At 69.4% G+C, this 19400-nt stretch carries 17 protein-coding genes; 9 read left to right on the top strand and 8 right to left on the bottom strand.

Annotation, left to right across the window (positions count from 1 at the left end; genetic code table 11):
- Positions 1 to 5 precede the first annotated feature (5 nt).
- From yajC to DEJ02_RS01255, 5 genes are all read left to right on the top strand, one after another.
- Positions 6 to 407, top strand: a complete 402-nt coding sequence (yajC, locus tag DEJ02_RS01275; RefSeq protein ID WP_111031728.1) for a preprotein translocase subunit YajC — start codon at positions 6 to 8, stop codon at positions 405 to 407.
- A 91-nt stretch (positions 408 to 498) separates the two neighbouring features.
- Positions 499 to 2250 carry a protein translocase subunit SecD gene (gene secD, locus DEJ02_RS01270; RefSeq protein ID WP_111031727.1) on the top strand — a complete coding sequence of 584 codons (1752 nt, stop codon included), beginning with the start codon at positions 499 to 501 and terminating at the stop codon, positions 2248 to 2250.
- Positions 2250 to 3254, top strand: a complete 1005-nt coding sequence (gene secF, locus DEJ02_RS01265) for a protein translocase subunit SecF (RefSeq protein ID WP_071403841.1) — start codon at positions 2250 to 2252, stop codon at positions 3252 to 3254. Before secD ends, secF begins: the two co-directional genes overlap by 1 nt.
- Positions 3254 to 3601 carry a rhodanese-like domain-containing protein gene (locus tag DEJ02_RS01260; RefSeq protein ID WP_111031726.1) on the top strand — a complete coding sequence of 116 codons (348 nt, stop codon included), beginning with the start codon at positions 3254 to 3256 and terminating at the stop codon, positions 3599 to 3601. Before secF ends, DEJ02_RS01260 begins: the two co-directional genes overlap by 1 nt.
- Positions 3602 to 3670: 69 nt before the next feature.
- Positions 3671 to 5995, top strand: a complete 2325-nt coding sequence (locus DEJ02_RS01255; RefSeq protein WP_258378641.1) for a bifunctional (p)ppGpp synthetase/guanosine-3',5'-bis(diphosphate) 3'-pyrophosphohydrolase — start codon at positions 3671 to 3673, stop codon at positions 5993 to 5995.
- A 658-nt stretch (positions 5996 to 6653) separates the two neighbouring features.
- Here DEJ02_RS01255 and DEJ02_RS01250 read toward each other — a convergent pair.
- From DEJ02_RS01250 to deoC, 3 genes are all read right to left on the bottom strand, one after another.
- The gene (locus DEJ02_RS01250; RefSeq protein ID WP_111031725.1) at positions 6654 to 7226 is read right to left on the bottom strand and encodes a hypothetical protein; all 573 of its coding nucleotides are present in this window, start codon (positions 7224 to 7226) and stop codon (positions 6654 to 6656) included.
- Between the two features lie 186 nt (positions 7227 to 7412).
- Entirely contained in the window at positions 7413 to 8366 is a 954-nt protein-coding gene (locus DEJ02_RS01245) for an ROK family protein (protein WP_111031861.1), read from the bottom strand.
- Positions 8367 to 8530: 164 nt separating this feature from the next.
- The gene (deoC, locus tag DEJ02_RS01240; RefSeq protein WP_111031724.1) at positions 8531 to 9262 is read right to left on the bottom strand and encodes a deoxyribose-phosphate aldolase; all 732 of its coding nucleotides are present in this window, start codon (positions 9260 to 9262) and stop codon (positions 8531 to 8533) included.
- Between the two features lie 43 nt (positions 9263 to 9305).
- On the opposite strand from deoC, the gene DEJ02_RS01235 reads away from it, so the two are divergent.
- Genes DEJ02_RS01235 through DEJ02_RS01220 form a run of 4 tightly spaced genes read left to right on the top strand, consistent with a single transcriptional unit; the run spans position 9306 to position 13452 of the window.
- Entirely contained in the window at positions 9306 to 10838 is a 1533-nt protein-coding gene (locus DEJ02_RS01235; protein WP_258378640.1) for an SDR family oxidoreductase, read from the top strand.
- On the top strand, positions 10835 to 11419 hold the full coding sequence (locus tag DEJ02_RS01230; protein WP_071403838.1) for a GDSL-type esterase/lipase family protein: 585 nt from the start codon (positions 10835 to 10837) through the stop codon (positions 11417 to 11419). The genes DEJ02_RS01235 and DEJ02_RS01230 overlap by 4 nt, the downstream gene beginning before the upstream one ends.
- On the top strand, positions 11419 to 11850 hold the full coding sequence (locus DEJ02_RS01225; protein WP_111031722.1) for a DUF6804 family protein: 432 nt from the start codon (positions 11419 to 11421) through the stop codon (positions 11848 to 11850). Before DEJ02_RS01230 ends, DEJ02_RS01225 begins: the two co-directional genes overlap by 1 nt.
- A 48-nt stretch (positions 11851 to 11898) precedes the next feature.
- Positions 11899 to 13452, top strand: a complete 1554-nt coding sequence (locus DEJ02_RS01220; protein WP_111031721.1) for a stealth conserved region 3 domain-containing protein — start codon at positions 11899 to 11901, stop codon at positions 13450 to 13452.
- Between the two features lie 539 nt (positions 13453 to 13991).
- Here DEJ02_RS01220 and DEJ02_RS01215 read toward each other — a convergent pair.
- The 5 genes from DEJ02_RS01215 to DEJ02_RS01195 all read right to left on the bottom strand — a co-directional run bounded on the left by DEJ02_RS01215 (position 13992) and on the right by DEJ02_RS01195 (position 19374).
- On the bottom strand, positions 13992 to 14951 hold the full coding sequence (locus tag DEJ02_RS01215; RefSeq protein ID WP_111031720.1) for a phosphodiesterase: 960 nt from the start codon (positions 14949 to 14951) through the stop codon (positions 13992 to 13994).
- A gap of 167 nt (positions 14952 to 15118) precedes the next feature.
- Positions 15119 to 16807 carry a ubiquinol-cytochrome c reductase cytochrome b subunit gene (locus DEJ02_RS01210; protein WP_071403835.1) on the bottom strand — a complete coding sequence of 563 codons (1689 nt, stop codon included), beginning with the start codon at positions 16805 to 16807 and terminating at the stop codon, positions 15119 to 15121.
- On the bottom strand, positions 16807 to 17871 hold the full coding sequence (locus DEJ02_RS01205) for a ubiquinol-cytochrome c reductase iron-sulfur subunit (protein WP_027465615.1): 1065 nt from the start codon (positions 17869 to 17871) through the stop codon (positions 16807 to 16809). Before DEJ02_RS01205 ends, DEJ02_RS01210 begins: the two co-directional genes overlap by 1 nt.
- A 33-nt stretch (positions 17872 to 17904) precedes the next feature.
- On the bottom strand, positions 17905 to 18714 hold the full coding sequence (locus DEJ02_RS01200; RefSeq protein ID WP_071403834.1) for a cytochrome c: 810 nt from the start codon (positions 18712 to 18714) through the stop codon (positions 17905 to 17907).
- A gap of 21 nt (positions 18715 to 18735) precedes the next feature.
- Positions 18736 to 19374: a heme-copper oxidase subunit III gene (locus DEJ02_RS01195; RefSeq protein ID WP_027465617.1), complete on the bottom strand. Its 639-nt coding sequence runs from the start codon at positions 19372 to 19374 to the stop codon at positions 18736 to 18738.
- Between the last annotated feature and the right edge of the window lie 26 nt (positions 19375 to 19400).

Raw genomic sequence — 19400 nt, 5'->3', positions numbered from 1 at the left:
GCATCATGGGTCAAGAAGTCATCCTCATCGTCATCGTCGTGGCGTTCGCGGCCTTCATGTTCTACAACAGCCGCAAGCGCAAGAAGCAGCAGGCCGAACTCGTGGACAAGATGGTCCCGGGCGCCAAGGTCATGCTGTCCTTCGGCCTCTACGGCACGCTCCTCTCCGTGAACGAGGAGAAGGTCACCGCTGACGTCGAGATCGCACCGGGGACCGTCGTCACCGTGCACCGCCAGACCCTGTCGCGCGTCGTCGACGACAACGCGTCCGACGTCGAGACCACCACGACCACCGAGGACGAGCCGAAGCCGGTGGCCGAGCTCAACGGCGAGCCGGTCTACGGCAAGCGGGTCGACACCGACCGCGTCGACGAGACCGACGCCACGAAGCGCAAGTCCGACGACTGACGCCCTCGGCCGCCGGGTCGTCTGACCCGGCGGCTTCCCTCTGCCGTCGCACGGTGTGCCGACGGTCCTGAACAGAAAGACGAGACGACCGGTGGCACGATCGACACCCGTCAAGAAGGCGCTGCGCTCGCTCACCTGGTTGGTGATCCTGATGGCGATCCTCGCCGGCGTGAACACCGCCGCGTCGATCCTCGCCGGCTCTTCGAAGGACGACACCGACAAGTGGTACCAGGGCGCGAGCTGGGTGCCGGAGCTGGCTCTGGACCTGCAGGGCGGCACGCAGCTGACCCTCGCGGCGCAGAACACCGAGGGCGACTCCGTCGCCTCGCAGCAGCTGCAGCAGGCGGTGAACATCATCCGCCAGCGCATCGACGCCACCGGTGTCTCCGAGTCCGAGATCAACACCCAGGGCGCGAACAACATCGTCGTCTCGATCCCGGGTCGCCCCGACAAGGCCACGATCGACCGCATCGAGGCAGCCGCCAAGCTGACCTTCCGTCCGGTGCTCTTCACCGAGGCCGCGACGAACTCCGCCGTCGGTGACGACGGCAAGGGCACCGCATCGGCCACGCCGTACTCGCCGCCGGCCTCGCTCGCCGCGACGCCGAGCGCGAAGCCGACGAACGCGAGCGACCTGAACTGGGTCACGCCGAAGCTGCAGGACCTCTACACCAACTACAACTGCGCGGCTCCGGACGACGTCACCACGGCGCCGGACGACGAGCCGCTGGTCACGTGTGACCAGGACGGCGCGGGGAAGTACATCCTCGGTCCGGTCGAGGTCTCCGGTGCCGACATCAGCAACGCCACTTCGGGTCTCGCCACCGACTCGCAGGGCACGTCGACGGGCCAGTGGGCCGTCAACCTGACGTTCAACGGCGAGGGCTCGAAGGACTTCCGCACCGTCACGAACCGTCTCGTCTCGCTCCAGCAGCCGCAGAACCAGTTCGCGATCGTGCTCGACGGTTCGGTCATCACCGCACCGACGACGAACTCCGCGATCACGAACGGCAAGGCGCAGATCACCGGATCGTTCACGGCCGAGTCGTCGAAGACCCTGGCGGACCAGCTCAAGTACGGTGCGCTGCCGATCAACTTCCAGGTGCAGTCGAACGAGAACATCTCGGCGACGCTCGGTACCGCGCAGCTCATCGGTGGCCTCGTCGCCGGCCTGATCGGTCTGATCCTGGTGATCATCTACTCGGTCATCCAGTACCGGGCCCTGGCGTTCGTCACGGTGCTGTCGCTCGGGATCGCCGCCGTGCTCACCTACCTGGTGATCGCGATCATGTCGTGGCGCGTCGACTACCGCCTCTCGTTGGCGGGCGTGGCGGGTCTCATCGTCGCCATCGGCATCACGGCGGACTCGTTCATCGTCTACTTCGAGCGCATCCGTGACGAACTCCGTGACGGCCGTGCCCTCGAGAGCGCGGTCGAGTCCGGCTGGAAGCGTGCCCTCCGCACGATCCTGGCGTCCGACGCGGTGAACTTCCTCGCCGCCGTGACGCTCTACGTGCTCGCGGTCGCCGACGTGAAGGGCTTCGCGTTCACGCTGCTCCTCACGACCCTCATCGACATCGTGGTGGTCGCGCTCTTCACCCACCCGATGATGCAGCTCATCGCCCGCAGCCGGTTCTTCGGCGAGGGGCACCGCTTCAGCGGTCTCGACCCGGCAGCACTCGGTGCCGTCTACCGGGGGCGCGCACAGTTCCGCGCACCCGTCGTGGACGGCAAGCGCCAGCGCAGTGCCGGTGAGGCACAGCGCCGACAGACGATCGCGGAGCGGAAGGCCCAGCAGGCCTCCGGCGACAACGGCTCGACGCCGGACGGGAAGGACGACTGATGGCCAGCTTCAGCCAGTTCGGCAGCGACCTCTACACGGGGAAGCGGTCGTACGACATCATCGGGCGCCGGAAGACCTGGTACCTCATCGCCCTCGCGATGATCCTGATCTCCCTGGTCACCCCGTGGCTCCGTGGCGGGTACCAGCTCGGCATCGAGTTCACCGGCGGCTCGGAGTTCACGATCTCCGACGTCAAGACGCTCGACCAGAACATCGCCACCGAGACCGTCGAGGACGTCGTCCCGGAGTCGATCCCGCGCGTCTCGCAGCTCGGCACGCACGGCATCCGGGTCCAGACCGGGCAGCTCACCGACCGGCAGACGACCGAGGTGCAGGACGCCCTGGCGAAGGCCTACGACGTCCCGGAGAGCCAGGTCGCCGCGACCTTCATCGGCGCGACGTGGGGTGCCGACGTGCTCGCGCAGGCCATCCGTGGTCTCGTGATCTTCCTCGCCCTCGCCGCGGTCTTCATGACGCTGTACTTCCGCACCTGGAAGATGTCGCTGTCCGCGATGGCGGCGCTGCTGCACGACCTGCTCATCACGGCCGGCGTGTACGGCATCGTCGGGCTCGAGGTCACGCCCGCTGCGGTCATCGGCTTCCTGACGATCCTCGGGTACTCGCTCTACGACACCGTGGTGGTCTTCGACAAGGTGCGTGAGAACACCGCGCAGGAATCGATCCGGACGTTCAAGCAGTCGGTCAACCTCGCGGTCAACCAGACCCTCGTCCGATCGATCAACACCTCGGTCGTGGCACTGCTGCCGGTCGCGGCGATCCTCTTCATCGGGTCGTACGTGCTCGGCGCCGGTACCCTGCGCGACATCTCGCTCGCGCTGTTCATCGGCATCATCGTCGGCACCTACTCGACGATCTTCATCGCGTCGCCGATGTACGCGCAGCTGCGCGAGAACGAGCCGAAGATCAAGGAGTCCGACGCCAAGAAGACCGCGGCGGCCGAGAAGCGCCGGCGCGAGGTCGACGCAGCGGAGGCGAACGTCTGATGCCCATCGAGATCCAGGACATCGACGTCGCCGAGGCCCAGCGCCGCATCGACGCCGGAGCCCGCCTGTTCGACGTCCGTGAACAGGGGGAGTGGGACGAGGTCCACGCTCCCCAGGCCACGCTCGTGCCGATGTCGGAGTTCGTGGACCGCTGGCAGGAGATCGACGGCGGCGACCAGCCGGCCATCATCGTCTGCCACTCCGGCGGCCGTTCGTCGCGCATCGTCGCGGCGCTCGAGCAGTCGGGGGTCCCGGCCGTCAACCTCTCCGGCGGCATGCTCGCCTGGGAGCAGGCGGGGGCACCGGTGGAGCGCGACGCCCACGGCGAACCGCGTCACGGGCACTGACCGGGGACGCGTAGTCTTGTCGGATCGAGCTCGGATCGAGCTCTCGGACCGAGTCCTGGGAGGCGCATCATGACGGACACCCGCGAAGAGCCGTCCGCGCCGAGCCGCCCGGGTTCCGCCCCGCGGCCCTCGAGCCCGATCGGTCCGAACACCACCGGCAACCTCGGTTCCCTCCGCTCGCTGCTGCCGCGCCTGTTCTCGCGCGCCCAGCCGGCCGGCGCCGTGGACACACTGATCCGCACGGTCCGCTCGCACCACCCCAAGGCCGACGTGACGCTCATCGAGCGGGCCTACTCGGTCGCCGAGCGCGCGCACGACGGGCAGAAGCGCAAGTCCGGTGAGCCGTACATCACGCACCCGGTCGCGGTCGCGCAGATCCTGGCCGACCTCGGCATCGGCACGATCACCATCGCGGCCGCGCTCCTGCACGACACGGTGGAGGACACCGACTACCAGCTCGACCAGCTGCGGGCCGACTTCGGCGACGAGATCGCGATGCTCGTCGACGGCGTCACGAAGCTCGACAAGGTCAAGTACGGCGACAGCGCGCAGGCCGAGACCGTCCGCAAGATGGTCATCGCGATGTCGAAGGACATCCGTGTCCTCGTCATCAAGCTCGCCGACCGCCTGCACAACGCCCGCACGTGGGGCTTCGTCGAGTCGACCTCCGCCACGCGCAAGGCGAAGGAGACGCTCGAGATCTACGCGCCGCTCGCGCACCGGCTCGGCATCCAGATGATCAAGCTCGAGCTCGAGGACCTGTCGTTCGCGGTCCTGCACCCGAAGCTCTACGTCGAGATCGACAGCCTGGTCAAGGAACGCCAGCCGAAGCGCGAGCAGTTCGTCCAGAACGTCATCGGCACCCTGAAGAAGGACCTGAAGGCCGCCAAGGTCCGCGGCGACGTCATGGGTAGGCCGAAGCAGTACTACTCGATCTACCAGAAGATGATCGTGCGGGGTCGTGAGTTCGACGAGATCTACGACCTCGTCGGCATCCGCGTGCTCGTGCCGACCGTGCGCGACTGCTACGCCATGCTCGGCTCGGTGCACGCCCGCTGGACCCCGCTGCCCGGTCGCTTCAAGGACTACATCGCGACCCCCAAGTTCAACCTGTACCAGTCGCTGCACACCACGGTGCTCGGACCGCAGGGTCGTGCGGTCGAGATCCAGATCCGCACGCACGAGATGCACCAGCGCGCCGAGTTCGGTGTCGCCGCCCACTGGAAGTACAAGCAACGCGCTGCCGGCCGTGACGCCGGTACCTCGTCGACCACGGACGACCAGGACATGGCGTGGCTCGCCCACATCACCGACTGGCAGGCCGAGACCAGCGACCCGGGCGAGTTCCTCGACTCACTGCGCTACGAGATCGGCGCCAAGGAGACGTACGTCTTCACGCCGCAGGGCAAGGTCATCGGACTCCCCGCCGGTGCCACCCCGGTCGACTTCGCCTACGCCGTGCACACCGAGATCGGCCACCGCACGATGGGTGCGAAGGTCAACGGCCGCCTGGTGCCGCTCGAGAGCCAGCTGTCCAGTGGCGACGTCGTCGAGATCTTCACATCGAAGAACCCCGACTCCGGCCCCTCGCAGGACTGGCTGCAGTTCGTCCGCAGCCCCCGCGCGCGCAACAAGATCAAGCAGTGGTTCACCAAGGAGCGCCGCGAAGAAGCGATCGAGCAGGGTCGCGACGCCATCGCCCGGGCGATGCGCAAGCAGAACCTCCCGCTCCAGCGCATCATGAGCCAGGGCAGCATCGCCGAGGTCGCCTCGTCGATGCGGTACGAGGACGTCTCCGCCCTGTACGCCGCCATCGGCGAGGGCCACGTCTCGACGCAGTCGGTGATCGAGAAGGTCCTCGGCAACGTCCAGACCGAGACCGAGACCGACGAACCCGAACTCGCGTTCCCGCGCCAGGTCACCAGTCGCCAGCTGCGCACGAGCGACAGCGGCGTGCTGGTCCGCGGTGCGCCCGACATCCTCGTGAAGCTCGCGAAGTGCTGCACGCCGGTGCCGGGCGACCAGATCGTGGGCTTCATCACCCGCGGCCAGGGCGTCTCGGTGCACCAGTCGTCGTGCACCAACGTGAAGTCGCTCATGAACGAGCCCGACCGGATGATCGAGGTCGAGTGGGCCCCGTCGTCGAAGTCGGTGTTCCTGGTGCAGATCCAGATCGAGGCGCTCGATCGGTCGGGCCTGCTCAGCGACGTCACCCGGGTGCTGACGGACCACCACGTGAACATACTGTCCGCGACGGTTTCGACCTCGTCCGACCGTCTCGCGCTGAGCCGGTTCGTGTTCGAGATGGGCGACACCATCCACCTCGACCGCGTGCTCAACGCGGTGCGACGCATCGACGCCGTCTACGACGTCTACCGCGTCAGCGCCGGCTAGCGGCAGGGCCCCGCGCGGCCCGCCCGCTGAGCGGTCACGAACTGTCGCCTGCGGCCCTGCCAACCGACGGTTCTTGACCACTCGGCGGACGTGAGCGGGGTGTTGTGACCGCCCGCACGCGCCGGACCGGGAGGCCCGTGGCGGCCCCGCCCCGCGCCTCCCGCCCGCCGACCGGTCACGACTCGTCGCACGGGCACCGCCGAGCGGTCAGGAACCGTCGACTGCAGCCGCGCCAACCGACAGTCCGTGACCACTCAACGAACGTGAGCAGGGTGTCCTGACCGCCCGCACGCGCCGGACCGGGAGGCACGTGGCGGCCCCGCCCCGCGCCTCCCGCCCGCCGACCGGTCACGACTCGTCGCGCGGGCACCGCCGAGCGGTCAGGAACCGTCGACTGCAGCCGCGCCAACCGACAGTTCGCGTCCACTCGGCGAACGTGAGCAGGGTGTCCTGACCGCCCGCACGCGCCGGACCGGGAGGCACGTGGCGGCCCCGCCCCGCGCCTCCCGCCCGCCGACCGGTCACGACTCGTCGTCCGGTCAGCGTCGACCAGTCACGAACCGTCGGCTGCAGCCGCGCCAACCGACATCCCGTGACCACTCGGCGTACCTGAGCGGGGTGTTGTGACCACCCGCGCCCGCACCCAGCGCGCGACCCCCTACCGCACAGCACCCCCAGCCGCGCCCTGCAGCCCCCGCAGGCGCCGCTCGGCCTGCCGCACCATGGGGATCGTCCCGAGCGACGTCAGGCGTGCCCGCAGCTCGGCAGCGGTGACCGCCCCGATTGCGAGCAGCCCGCGCACGGCCGTCGCCTCGGCCTCCCCGAACGCACCGGCCGAGGGGCCCGGCGTCCGGAGCAGGTCGACCGCGGTCCGCGCAGGCACCGTGACCCGCAGCCGCGAGAGCTCGACGGTGTCGTCGACGTCGATCCGGACCTCCCGCAGGCGCACGTCCGGCCCGACGTGGACGCGGATCTGCGGCGGGATGCAGGCCTCGAGCGGCACCGGCGGCCGCGACACCGCGCCCCAGATCCACGCGGCGGTCAGGGTGCAGGCGATCAGCCGCGCGTCCCGCAGGACCCAGGCGGCTGCGGCCGCGCGCAACGACGGCGTCTGCGGCTCAGCGGGGGAGGCCCAGCAGGGACCGACGGCGACCAGCTCACCGGCCAGGACCGCCGCACGCAGCTCGGGTTCCGGCCAGTCGTCACTGGTCAGCAGTCGCGGGCGGGGCACCCGCACATCCTGCCCGACCTGCGGACGCGACCGACAGGCCTGTGGACAAGCCACGGGCAAGCCGGGAGGCACGTGGCGGGCCCGCACCGCGCCTCCAGGCCGTCGCCGGTCACGTCCACGGCGTGGGCCGCGTCGACGACGCAGCCAACTGACGGCCGCACCCCGGACCGGGCGCGACGCGCGTGCTCAGCGCAGGACGTCGGCGCGGTGCACGAGCGCCGCGGCACCGATGAGCGGACCGTCCTGGGACAACCCGGTCGGCACGATCTGCACCTTCGTGACGAACCCGAACTCGACACGCTCCGCCACGGCCTGCCGGGCGTACTCGAACAGGTCCGGGGTGACGTGTGAGAACCCGCCGCCGATGGCGACGATCTCGAGGTCCACCAGGCTCGTGGCGGCGGCGATGGCCTGCCCGAGGGCACGGCCGCTCCGCTGGATCGCTGCGACGGCGATCTCGTCACCGGCGGCGTACGCGGCCGAGAGCTCCTCGCCGGTCGTGCCCGCGAAGCCCTGACGACGTGCCCAGGCCACGGTCTTCGGGCCGCTGGCGATCGCCTCGAGGCAACCGGTGCCGCCGCAGGCGCAGGGGTCGTCGTAGCCGCCGCACTCGACGTGGCCGATGTGGCCTGCGTTGCCCGTCGGTCCGCTGACGGTGCGACCGTGCAGGATGAGCCCGCCGCCGACACCGGTGGAGACGATCATGCCCATGACGTGCTCGTAGCCCTGGGCCGCGCCGACCCAGTGCTCGGCCAGGGTGATCGCCAGGCCGTCCATGCGGAGCGTCACCGGGACGGCGTCCGGCACGAGCGCAGCGATCCGGTCGCGCAGCGGGTGGCCACGCCAGACCGGCATGTTGAGCGGGGAGACGAGGCCGTGCTCCTCGTCGACCGGGCCGGCGGATCCGACGCCGACGCCGACGAGCGTCGCGTCGGCGGGCAGCGCGCCGAGCGCGGCCGTGACGACCTCGTCGACGGCGGCCTGCAGCTCGTCCGAGGTGCGCTGCGGCCCGGTGGGGCTGCGGAACCGGGTCGCCGGCAGCACAACGCCCTGGTCGGTGACGAGCGCGGCCTCGACCTTCGTGCCGCCGAGGTCGACGGCCAGGGCGAGGGCGGGGGACTGGGGTGCGGTGCTGGACATGCGCGCTCCGATGCGGCGGTCTGGAGGCACGGTGCGGGTCGCCGACGCGTCGTCGCGTCCGGTGGGCACCGGCCTGGTCGTGGTGGGTCGTGCTGGGTGCGTGGGCTGGCTCAGCTGGGCTGGCTCAGCCGGGTGGGCTCAGCGCCGTGGGTCAGCCCCGTGGGTCAGTAGGACGTCGTGTCGTCGCCGAGCGCCGACGCGGCGCCCGTCTCGGCGCGGTGCGCGACCTCGTCGAGGATGCGGGCCGAGGCGCTCGTGCCGATGCGGTCGGCGCCCGCCTCGACCATCTCGAGCAGCGTGTCGAGGCCGCGGACGCCGCCGGAGGCCTTCACGCCGGTGTCGGCACCGACCGTGCGGCGCATCAGGGCGATGTGCTCGGCCGTCGCGCCACCGCCGGCGAACCCGGTCGAGGTCTTCACGAAGGCTGCGCCGGCGGTCTGTGCCGCACGCGAGGCCGCGACGATCTCGTCGTCGGTCAGGAACGCGGTCTCGAGGATCACCTTGACCACGCTGTCGCCGGCGGCGTCGACGACCGCGCGGACGTCCTGCTCGACGCGCTGCCAGTCACCCGACTTCGCGGCGCCGATGTTCTGCACCATGTCGAGCTCGAACGCGCCGTCGGCCAGGGCCTGCAGCGACTCGGCGACCTTCGCCGCGGTGGACGTGGTGCCGTGCGGGAAGCCGATCACGGTGCCGACGCCGACGCCGGTGCCCGTGAGGCGCTCGACGGCGTGGGCGACGTCGCTCGGACGGACGCAGACGCTGAAGACACGGTGGGCGGCGGCTTCGTCGAGCTGGGCGTCGACGTCCGCGCGGGTGAGTTCGGGCTTCAGGATCGCGTGGTCGATGAGGCCACGGACGGCATCGACGGTGACGGGGAAGGCTGCGTTGTCCACCCGGCAAGCCTACCCGTCAGGCGTGCCGCGTAGCGTGCAGGGCATGCAGGTCCTCGTCACCGGCGCCACCGGGTACATCGGTGGTCGTCTCGTCCCTCGTCTCCTCGAAGCCGGCCACTCCGTCCGGGTGTTCGTGCGCAACCCCCGGAAGCTCCAGGACGTCCCGTGGAGCAGTGAGGTCGACGTCGCGGAGGGCGACCTCCAGGACGCCGAGGCGGTGCGCGCCGCCGTCGACGGGGTCGAGGCGGTCTACTACCTGGCCCACGCGATGGGGGCCGACGGCGACTTCGAGTCGGCCGAGCGCGAGGCCGCCGAGACCATGGCGCGCGAGGCGAAGGCGGCCGGCGTCAGCCGGTTCGTCTACCTGGGTGGGCTGCACCCGGACGGGGAGCTGTCCAAGCACCTCCGCAGCCGCAAGGAGGTGGGGGAGATCCTCCTCGGCTCCGGCGTGCCGACGGTGGCGTACCAGGCCGGGGTCGTGATCGGCTCGGGCAGCACCTCGTTCGAGATGATCCGGCACCTGACCGACGTCCTGCCGTGGATGCCCGCGCCGCGCTGGGTCCGCAACCACATCCAGCCGATCGCGGTCCGCGACGTCCTGTACTACCTGGTGGCCGCGCTCGACGTCCCCGCCGACGTCAACCGCACCTTCGACATCGGCGGACCCGACGTCCTGCGGTACGGCCAGATGCTGAACGGCTACGCGGTCGAGGCGAAGCTGCCCCAGCGCCCGATCACGGTCCTGCCGGTGCTCACCCCGCGCCTCGCCGCACACTGGTTCAACGCCGTCACCCCGATCCCGCGCAAGCTCGCGACCCCGATCATCGAGTCGCTGCAGTTCGAGTGCGTGCAGCGCGAGCACGACATCGACGACGTCGTGCCGCAGCCCGAGGGCGGGCTCACCTCGTACCGTCGGGCCGTCCGCCTCGCGCTGAACAAGATGCGCATCGGTCAGGTCCAGACGAGCTGGCGCAGCGCGACGCTCTCGAGCGCCTCGGCCGACCCGATGCCGAACGACCCCGACTGGGCCGGGCACACGGTCTACGTCGACGACCGGAAGCGGCACTCCAGTGCCTCCGCCGAGGACGTCTGGCGCGTCGTCGAGTCGATCGGCGGCGACAACGGCTGGTACTCGTTCCCGCTCGCCTGGGTCGCCCGCGGCTGGATGGACAAGATCGCCGGCGGCGTCGGCCTGAACCGCGGTCGGCGTGACCAGCAGCGCCTGGAGCAGGGCGACGCGCTCGACTGGTGGCGCGTCGAACGACTCGAGCGCGGCCGGTACCTGCGACTCCGCGCCGAGTTCAAGTCGCCCGGTCGTGCCTGGCTCGAGATGACCGTCACACCGAGCCCCGACGGCGGCAGCGACTACCACCAGCGGGCCATCTACTTCCCGCAGGGCCTGGCCGGGCGGCTGTACTGGTACGGCATCCTGCCGTTCCACGGCGTCATCTTCCCCGGTATGGTCGAGCGCATCACCGCCGCCGCCGAGCGGGAGTCCGACCACACCGAGTCCACGCAGCGCAACCGGACGCAGCAGACCGGGACCCCCGAGCCGGCGCACGAGGAGGCAGCATGACCGACGACCGCAGCCCCGTCCTCTTCCTGGGGGACAGCATCACCGAACAGGGCGACTGGGACACCTGGCTCCCCGACGAGCACACGCTGAACCAGGGCATCGGTGGCGACACCACCGACGGCGTGCTGACGCGCCTCGACGCCGTCGTCGCCGAACAGCCCGAGGTGATCGTGCTGCTCATCGGCACGAACGACTTCGGCAACCACCGCGCCAGCGCCGAGCACGTGGTCCGCAACGTCGAGACCATCCTGGTCACGCTCCGCCGCGAGCTGCCGGGCGTGCGCCTGCTGCTCGTGTCGATCCTGCCCCGGCAAGCCGAGTACGCCACGAAGATCGAGCAGGCCAACCGGCACCTCCGGCAGTTCGTCGCCACGTGCCACGCGCAGTACCTCGACGCCTGGCCCGCCCTGGCCGACGGCGACCACCTGGACGCCCGCTTCACCGAGGACGGCCTGCACCTGACCGAAGACGGCTACCGCGCGCTGGTCGGTGAGCTGGTGCCGGCGCTCGAGCGCGTCCGCGACCTGCCGCCGATGTCGCGGTCGATCCAGGCGATCGACCTCGACGGCTCCGCGGACTGATGGCCGCACGCAAGGGGCGGCCCCCGGTGGGGTCGTCCCAGCACGGCGTGCCCGCAGGGTCCCCGCGACCCGCAGCCGCCGCACCTGCCAACGGTGCCCGCACCACCCCGCCATTCACCCGGCCCGCGCTGGCGCCGTCGATGATCGCGGCGATCGTGCTGCTGGCCTGCGTCGCCATCGTCGACTCGTCGGGCTTCGTCTTCGCCCGCTGGGGCGTCACGGTGCTCGCGTTGATCGTGCTGGTCTTCAGCGTGCGCGGCAAGGTCTGGTGGGCCGCCCTGCTCATGGCCGCAGTCGCCGTCTGCTGGAACCCGCTCGTCACGGTGCCGATCCCCGGACAGGTGTGGGCGGCACTGCAGCTGGTGGCCGCCGCGCTGTTCATCGTGGTGGGCATCGTGGTCAAGGTGCCCCGCGAGTCGGACGGACGGTAGGATCGGCAGGTCGGGTACAGGACCCGGCCGCACACCCGAAGGGCATGGATGAACGACGAGACCGAGCCGGTGACCGAGAGTCCTCTGCTGAACCCTCGACCGTCCTCCGGCGGTCTCGACCGATCCGACGTCGTCGTCCGCAAGGGGCGACTGACCCTGATCAACGGACACCTCACGCCGCAGCAGTCGATGATCGAGGACCTGCTGTTCCTCGACGACGCGCTCACCGCGGCTGACGTCGACCACCTGCTCATCCGCGGCAACGACCAGCGCCCGGTGATCGCCCTCGACGAGCGTGACCGCCAGCGCGCCGAGAGCGCCGTGATGTCCGCGGCCGTCAACGAGCCCTTCTACGCGAAGCCCCCGGGCAAGCCGGCCGTGCTCGTGCAGGACGACGGACTCGGCTCCGTCGAGGAACCCGTGCTCCGCGTGTTCCGTCCGCGGCTCGAGCCGCTCGGACGCCTGCGCTACGGCGCCGAGACGAGCGTCCAGCTCGAGTTCTGGCGCGTCACCGACATCGAGGTCCGCGCACCCGTCGAGAACGCCCTGATGCGTCGCAGCCTGCCGATCGACGAGTTCGTCCTCGTCGACATCGAACGCTACGGCCGCACCTGGCGCACCGTCGAGCACATGTTCGACGACCACGTCTCGGACATCCGGTTCCCGATCGACATCGTCTTCTCGTGGGTCGACGGCAACGCCATCGAGTACCAGCGCGCCCGCCAGGCCGCACAGTCGAACGTCGTCCTGGGCGAGGGCGACGACGCCCCGGCCCGGTTCCGCCAGATCGACGAGCTGAAGTACGCGCTCCGATCGGTGCACACCTTCGCGCCGTGGATCCGCCAGATCTACATCGCGACGGACTCCCCGGCGCCGCACTGGCTCGCCGAGCACCCGAAGGTCCGCATCGTCCGCAGCGAGGAGTTCTTCGCCGACCCCTCCGTGCTGCCGACGCACAACTCGCAGGCCGTCGAGTCGCAGCTGCACCACATCCCGGGCATCAGCGAGCACTTCATCTACTCGAACGACGACATGTTCTTCGGGCGCCTCGTCGACCCCTCGGTGTTCTACAGCCCGGGATCGGTCACGAAGTTCATCCTCGCGTCGACCCGGATCGGCCTCGGCTCCAACAACCCGGCACGCAGCGGTTTCGAGAACTCCGCCCGCGTGAACCGTCGCCTGCTGCAGCAGCGCTTCGGTGCGGTGACGACCCGGCACCTCGAGCACGCGCCGACGCCCCTGCGCGCCTCGATCATGACCGAGATGGAGCACGAGTTCGCCGACGAGTTCGCGGCCACTGCGGCCTCACGCTTCCGCGCCGCCGACAACATCTCGGTGACGAACTCGCTGTACCACTACTACTCGCTGCTCACCGGTCGGGCGATCATCCAGGAGAACGCGGCCGTCGGGTACATCGACACGACCATGGTCTCCGGACTCAAGGCCCTCGACGAGCTGCTGAAGAAGCGGAACGTGGACTTCTTCTGCCTGAACGACGGCAGCTTCCCGGAGGTGAGCGACGAAGAGCGTACGCAGCGCGTCACGGGCTTCCTGGAGCGCTACTTCCCGTTCCCTGCGCCGTGGGAGCGCCCCAGCGCTTAGGACGCGCCAGCGGCCTGCTGGGGCGCTCCGGGCGAGCCTGCGAGCCCGGTCCCACGGAGCGTCTAGGACGCGCCAGCGGCCTGCTGGGGCGCTCCGGGCGAGCCTGCGAGCCCGGTCCCACGGAGCGTCTAGGACGCGCCAGCGGCCTGCTGGGAGCGCCCCAGCGTCTAGGACGCGCCAGCGGCCTGCTGGGGCGCTCCGGGCGAGCCTGCGAGCCCGGCGCCGGAACCCAGCCAGCTGGTTCGCACGCCACCGCACGCCGACCGGTCACGACTCCCCGCCACCCCCACGCCGAGCGGTCGCAACCCGTCGCCTGCGCCGCCCACAGCCGACGGAACGTGACCACGCGACGCACCACCCGCGGTGAGTCGCGACCACCCCGCGGGCCGGGAGGCGCAAGTCGACCCCGCCACGGGCCTCCAGGCCGCCGCGCAGCGGGTCCACCGCGCGCGGGGGCGGCTCACGCAAACGCTTGGTGAGCAGAAGAGGTCGGGTCCGCATGACGGACCCGACCTCTTCTGCACGCGAAGTGCGCGGCGCTACCGGTGGACGGGGGAGACGGGCACCGAGTCGAGCGTGAACACCGGGATGCTCGAGGTGACCGGTGCAGGCTCCACGGCCGCGGGGATCGTCACGCCGTGCGCGGCGAGCTTCGCCTCGGTCTCGAGCGCGGAGACGGGCTGGCCGACGGTGGCGTAGTGCCCGATCGGCACGACCGAGTGCACCACGTTGTGGCCGTAGACGTGCACGAGGTTGAACGACTGCGCACCGTCTCGTCCGCGGGTGCCGCCCTGGTACTCCGTGAGGTCCTGCGTGTAGCAGGTGGCGCTGGCGACGGACACCGGGATGCCGGCGAAGACGGCACTGGTCGAGTAGTGCAGGTGACCGGCGATGATGGCGAGGACGTCACTGCCCTCGACGACCTCGGCGAGGGCCTGCTGGTCGCGGAGCTCGACGAGCACGGTGAGGTCCTGGACACTCGGCACCGGCGGGTGGTGCATCGCGAGGATGGTGCCGTGCGGCGCGGCCTCGGACAGGACCTCGGCGAGCCAGTCGAGCTGCTCGGGGGAGACCTCACCGTGGTGGTGACCCGGCACGCTCGTGTCCAGGGTGATCACGCGGAGACCGTTGACGTCGTAGACGAAGTCGACCGGGCGGTCGGTGGGCTGCAGGCCGAAGAGCTCCTGGCGGAAGGCACCGCGCTCGTCGTGGTTGCCCATCGCCCAGATGACCTGTGCACCGATGCGCTGCGCGGCCGGTTCGAGGATCTCGCGGACACGGGCGTACGCGCCCGGCTCGCCCTTGTCGGCCACGTCTCCGGTGACGACGATCGCTTCGGGACGCGTGCCCGAGGCTTCGATGTCCGCGACGATCTGCGTGAGCCGAGCGGCGGAGTCGACATCGCCGTACAGGTCGCGGTCCCCGGAGACGAGGTGCGTGTCGCTGAGGTGGAGGAGGAAGTGGTTCGGCCTGGGGTGTTCGGCCGTCCGGCTGTCCATCGGGGTCTCATTCCGTTGGCGGATGCGTGGTGCAACACGTTGCCACACCGTCCTGGACGAGTCCAGCACGCGAGAGTGAACCAGCCGTGAACTGGGGGCGGCGTGTTGCCCTGTGCACGAAGAAATCCCCGCCACATCGTGACGGGGGTTGCTTCGTGCGCTACCGATCAGTGATCGCCGGGGCCGACCTGGGGAGCCTGGTGGCCGCCCTCGAGGTTCGGGCCGTGGTGCGCGGCGTGTGCTGCCTCGAGCTCTGCCTTCGAGACCGGCTCGATGCGGTCTTCGAAGAAGAAGCGGGAGACACCGGCGCGGACCTTCTGCAGACCCGTGATCTTGCCCTTGGCGTTCGGGCGGATCATCAGCGGCTTGTACTCGTTGAACTGCAGGAGCTTCCACCGCTCGTACTCGTCAAGCTGCTCGTGCACCTCGATGTACTCGCCGTGGGGGAGTCGGACGATGCGGCCCGACTCGTAGCCGTGCAGGACGATCTCGCGGTCCTTCTTCTGGAGGGCGAGGCAGACACGCTTCGTGATCCAGAAGGCGATGAACGGACCGAGGACCGTCGTTGCCTGGATCACGTGGATCACGTGTTCGATCGACACCAGGAAGTGCGTCGCGATGATGTCCGACGAGGCTGCTGCCCACAGGCTGGCGTAGAGCGTGATGCCAGCGGCACCGAACGCCGTGCGCGTCGGGGCGTTCCGCGGACGGTCGAGGATGTGGTGCTCACGCTTGTCGCCCGTGACCCACGCCTCGATGAAGGGGTAGAGCAGGATCGCCAGGATGAGCAGCACCAGGACCGCGATCGGCGCCAGGATGTTGAACGACACCGTGTAGCCGAACCACACGACCTCCCAGTGCGGCGGGACCAGTCGGAGCGCGCCGTCGGCGAAGCCGATGTACCAGTCGGGCTGGGTACCGGCGGACACCGGGGAGGGGTCGTACGGGCCGTAGTTCCAGATCGGGTTGATCGTGAACAGCGACGCGATGAGGGCCAGGATGCCCGCGACGATGAAGAAGAACCCACCGGCCTTCGCGGCGAACGCCGGGAGGATCGGGACACCGACCACGTTCTCGTTGGTCTTGCCCGGACCGGCGAACTGCGTGTGCTTGTTGATCACGACGAGCACGAGGTGGACACCGAGCACCGCGACGAGGATCGCCGGCAGCAGCAGGATGTGCAGCGTGTACAGGCGGCCGACGATGTCGGTCCCCGGGAACTCGCCACCGAACAGCAGGTAGGCGATCCAGACGCCGATGACCGGGACACCCTCGATCATGCCGACGATGATCCGCAGACCGTTTCCGGAGAGCAGGTCGTCGGGGAGCGAGTAGCCGGTGAAACCCTCGGCCATGGCGAGGACCCAGAGCAGGAACCCGAAGACCCAGTTGAGCTCACGCGGCTTGCGGAAGGCACCGGTGAAGAACACGCGGGCCATGTGCAGCATGATCGACGCCACGAACAGCAGGGCTGCCCAGTGGTGGACCTGGCGGACGAAGAGCCCGCCGCGGATGTCGAACGAGATGTCGAGCGTGGACTGCAGGGCCGTCGACATCGCCACGCCCTTGAGCGGGACGTACGAGCCGTTGTAGACGACCTCGGTCATGGACGCCTGGAAGAAGAACGTCAGGAAGGTCCCGGAGAGCAGCACGACGACGAAGCTGTACAGCGCCACCTCGCCGAGCATGAAGCTCCAGTGGTCCGGGAAGATCTTGCGGCCGACTTCCTTGACGAGGCCCGAGATGCTGGTGCGCTCGTCGATGTAGTTGGCGACCCCGCCGATGATGCGGGATCCGCGCTCCGGCGCCGGCTTGTTCGTCGACGTGTTCGGTGCGGTGGTGGTGGTGCTGGTCATCAGCGTTCACGCTCCCAGAAGGACGGTCCGACCGGCTCGTGGAAGTCGCTCTGGGCAACCAGGTAGCCGTCGTCGTCGATCGCGATCGGAAGTTGGGGGAGGGGGCGTGCTGCCGGACCGAAGATGACCTCGCAGTTGTTCGAGACATCGAAGGTGGACTGGTGGCACGGGCACAGCAGGTGGTGCGTCTGCTGTTCGTAGAGCGCGACGGGGCAACCGACGTGGGTGCAGATCTTGGAGTACGCGACGATGCCGTCGTAGCCCCAGTTCTCGTGGCCCTTGGACGGGTTGAGGTCCTTCGGGTCGAGACGCATGAGGAGGACGGAGGCCTTGGCCTTCTCCTCCAGCATGTGCTCGGACTCCAGCATGCCCTCGGGGATGACGTGGAACACCGAACCGATGGTGACGTCGGAGGCCTTGATCGGCAGACCCGTCGGGTCCTTCGTCAGGCGCAGGCCCTGCTTCCAGAAGGTGTGGCGGAGCAGCTCGTTGGGGTCCTCGGCCGGAGCGAGGTCACGGACCAGGACGATGCCGGGGAGCGGGAACGCGGCCAGGGCACCGATCATCGAGTTGCGGATCAGCTTGCGACGGCTGAAGCCCGACTCCTTGTCGGCGAGCTGGAACGCCTCGACGGCCTTGGCGCGGGTCGCGTCGGTGCCGCGGGTGCCGTGACGGAGCTCGGTGATCTCACGGTCGACGACGAGCGACTTCGACCAGTAGACGGCGCCGAGGCCGAGGGCGAGGAGCGCGAGGGCGATCGACAGGCCCAGGAAGAGGTTCGCGGTGCGGACCGTCCCGAAGTCGCTCGGGTCGATCGGGAAGGCGACGTACGCAGCGATCGACAGGACGCTGCCGACGATCGACAGGTAGAAGTACGCGGCGACCTGGCGCTCGGCCAGACGCTGCTTCTTCGGGTCGACGTCGGTGCGACGCGGGCGGTGCGGCGGCTCGCCCGGGTTCTCGAACGGGTCGACGGGGAGGACCGCGATCCCGGGGGAGGTGGTCGTGCCGTGCTTCTCGACAGCCGAGGACGAGTTCAGCGTCTCGTCGTCGTGCTCTGCCATGGTGTTCCCTTCAGTGTCGTTCGACACGGACGATCAGTTGGACTTCGCGGTCAGCCAGACGGTCATCGCGACGACCGCGCCGAGTCCGAAGATCCAGATGAACAGACCCTCGGCGACCGGCCCCAGGGAGCCGAGTGCGAAGCCACCGGGGGACTTGTTGTCCTGCACGTACTTGAGGTACGTGATGATGTCGGCCTTCTGCTCCGGCGTCAGGTTCAGGTCGTTGAAGACCGGCATGTTCTGCGGGCCGGTGAGCATGGCCTCGTAGATGTGCTTGCCGGACACCGTCTCGAGGTTCGGGGCGTACTTGCCCTCGGTCAGCGCACCGCCGGCGCCGGCCACGTTGTGGCACATGGCGCAGTTGATGCGGAACAGTTCGGCGCCTTCGGCAGCGTCGCCGTCCTCACCGTTGGTGAGCTCGGTGGAGGGGACCGACGGGCCGGGGCCGAGGGAGGCGACGTACTGCGCGAGTGCGTCGACCTGCTCGTCCGTGAACTGCGCGGGCTTCTCTTCGGCCTGCGGGCCCTGAGCGGCCATCGGCATGCGGCCGGTGCCGACCTGGAAGTCGACCGACGCGGCGCCGACACCGATGAGGGACGGACCCTCGCTCGTGCCCTGCGCGGAGAGCCCGTGGCAGGTGGCGCAGTTCGACGCGAAGAGCTTCTCGCCCTCGTTCACCTGCGACTGGCTCGAGGCGGCGACGGTGTTCGTGCTGTCGTCGGCGTTCGCCGTGGAGCTGAACAGTGCGTACGCGCCACCGGTGGTCATGAGACCCACGACGATGAGCGACACGGTCGCCATCGGTGAACGGCGGCCCTTCTTGGACTTGGTTCTGTTGAACATGTGCTGGGGGGTGTCCAGTTCCTACTTGAGAAGGTAGATGACGGCGAAGAGGAAGATCCACACGACGTCGACGAAGTGCCAGTAGTACGACACGACGATGGCGGTGGTCGCTTCCTTGTGGCCGAAGTTCTTGGCGGCAAAACCGCGGCCGAGCGTCAGCAGGAAGGCGATGAGGCCACCGGTCACGTGGAGCCCGTGGAACCCGGTGGTCATGTAGAACGCCGAGCCGTAGGCACTGGAGGAGAGCGTCACGCCCTCGTGCCAGAGGTTGGCGTACTCGAAGATCTGGCCGCAGACGAAGATCGCACCCATCGCGTAGGTGACGAAGAACCACTCCGTCATGCCCCAGTGGCGCGGGTTCCAGCTCGTCCGGTGCACCTGGAAGCGCTCCGCGGCGAACACGGCGAACTGGCAGGCGAAGCTGGACAGCACCAGGATGATCGTGTTCACGGAGGCGAAGGGCACCTCGAGCTTCGCGGTCTCGGTCGCCCAGAGCTCAGGGGACGTGCTGCGGAGCGTGAAGTAGATCGCGAACAGGCCGGCGAAGAACATGACCTCGCTGCCCAGCCACACGATCGTCCCCACGGCCACGGCGTTCGGCCTGTTGAGGGCCGGACCGCTGGCTGATCTGGAGAGAGAGGTGCTAGTCACGTCCTCCATTATGGCCGAAACCCCCGACAGTGTTT

The sequence above is a fragment of the Curtobacterium sp. MCLR17_042 genome (genome assembly GCF_003234695.1).
Lineage (GTDB): Bacteria > Actinomycetota > Actinomycetes > Actinomycetales > Microbacteriaceae > Curtobacterium > Curtobacterium flaccumfaciens.
The sequence above is the reverse complement of the archived record's forward strand: the minus strand, read 5'-3'. Positions and strand labels throughout refer to the sequence as shown.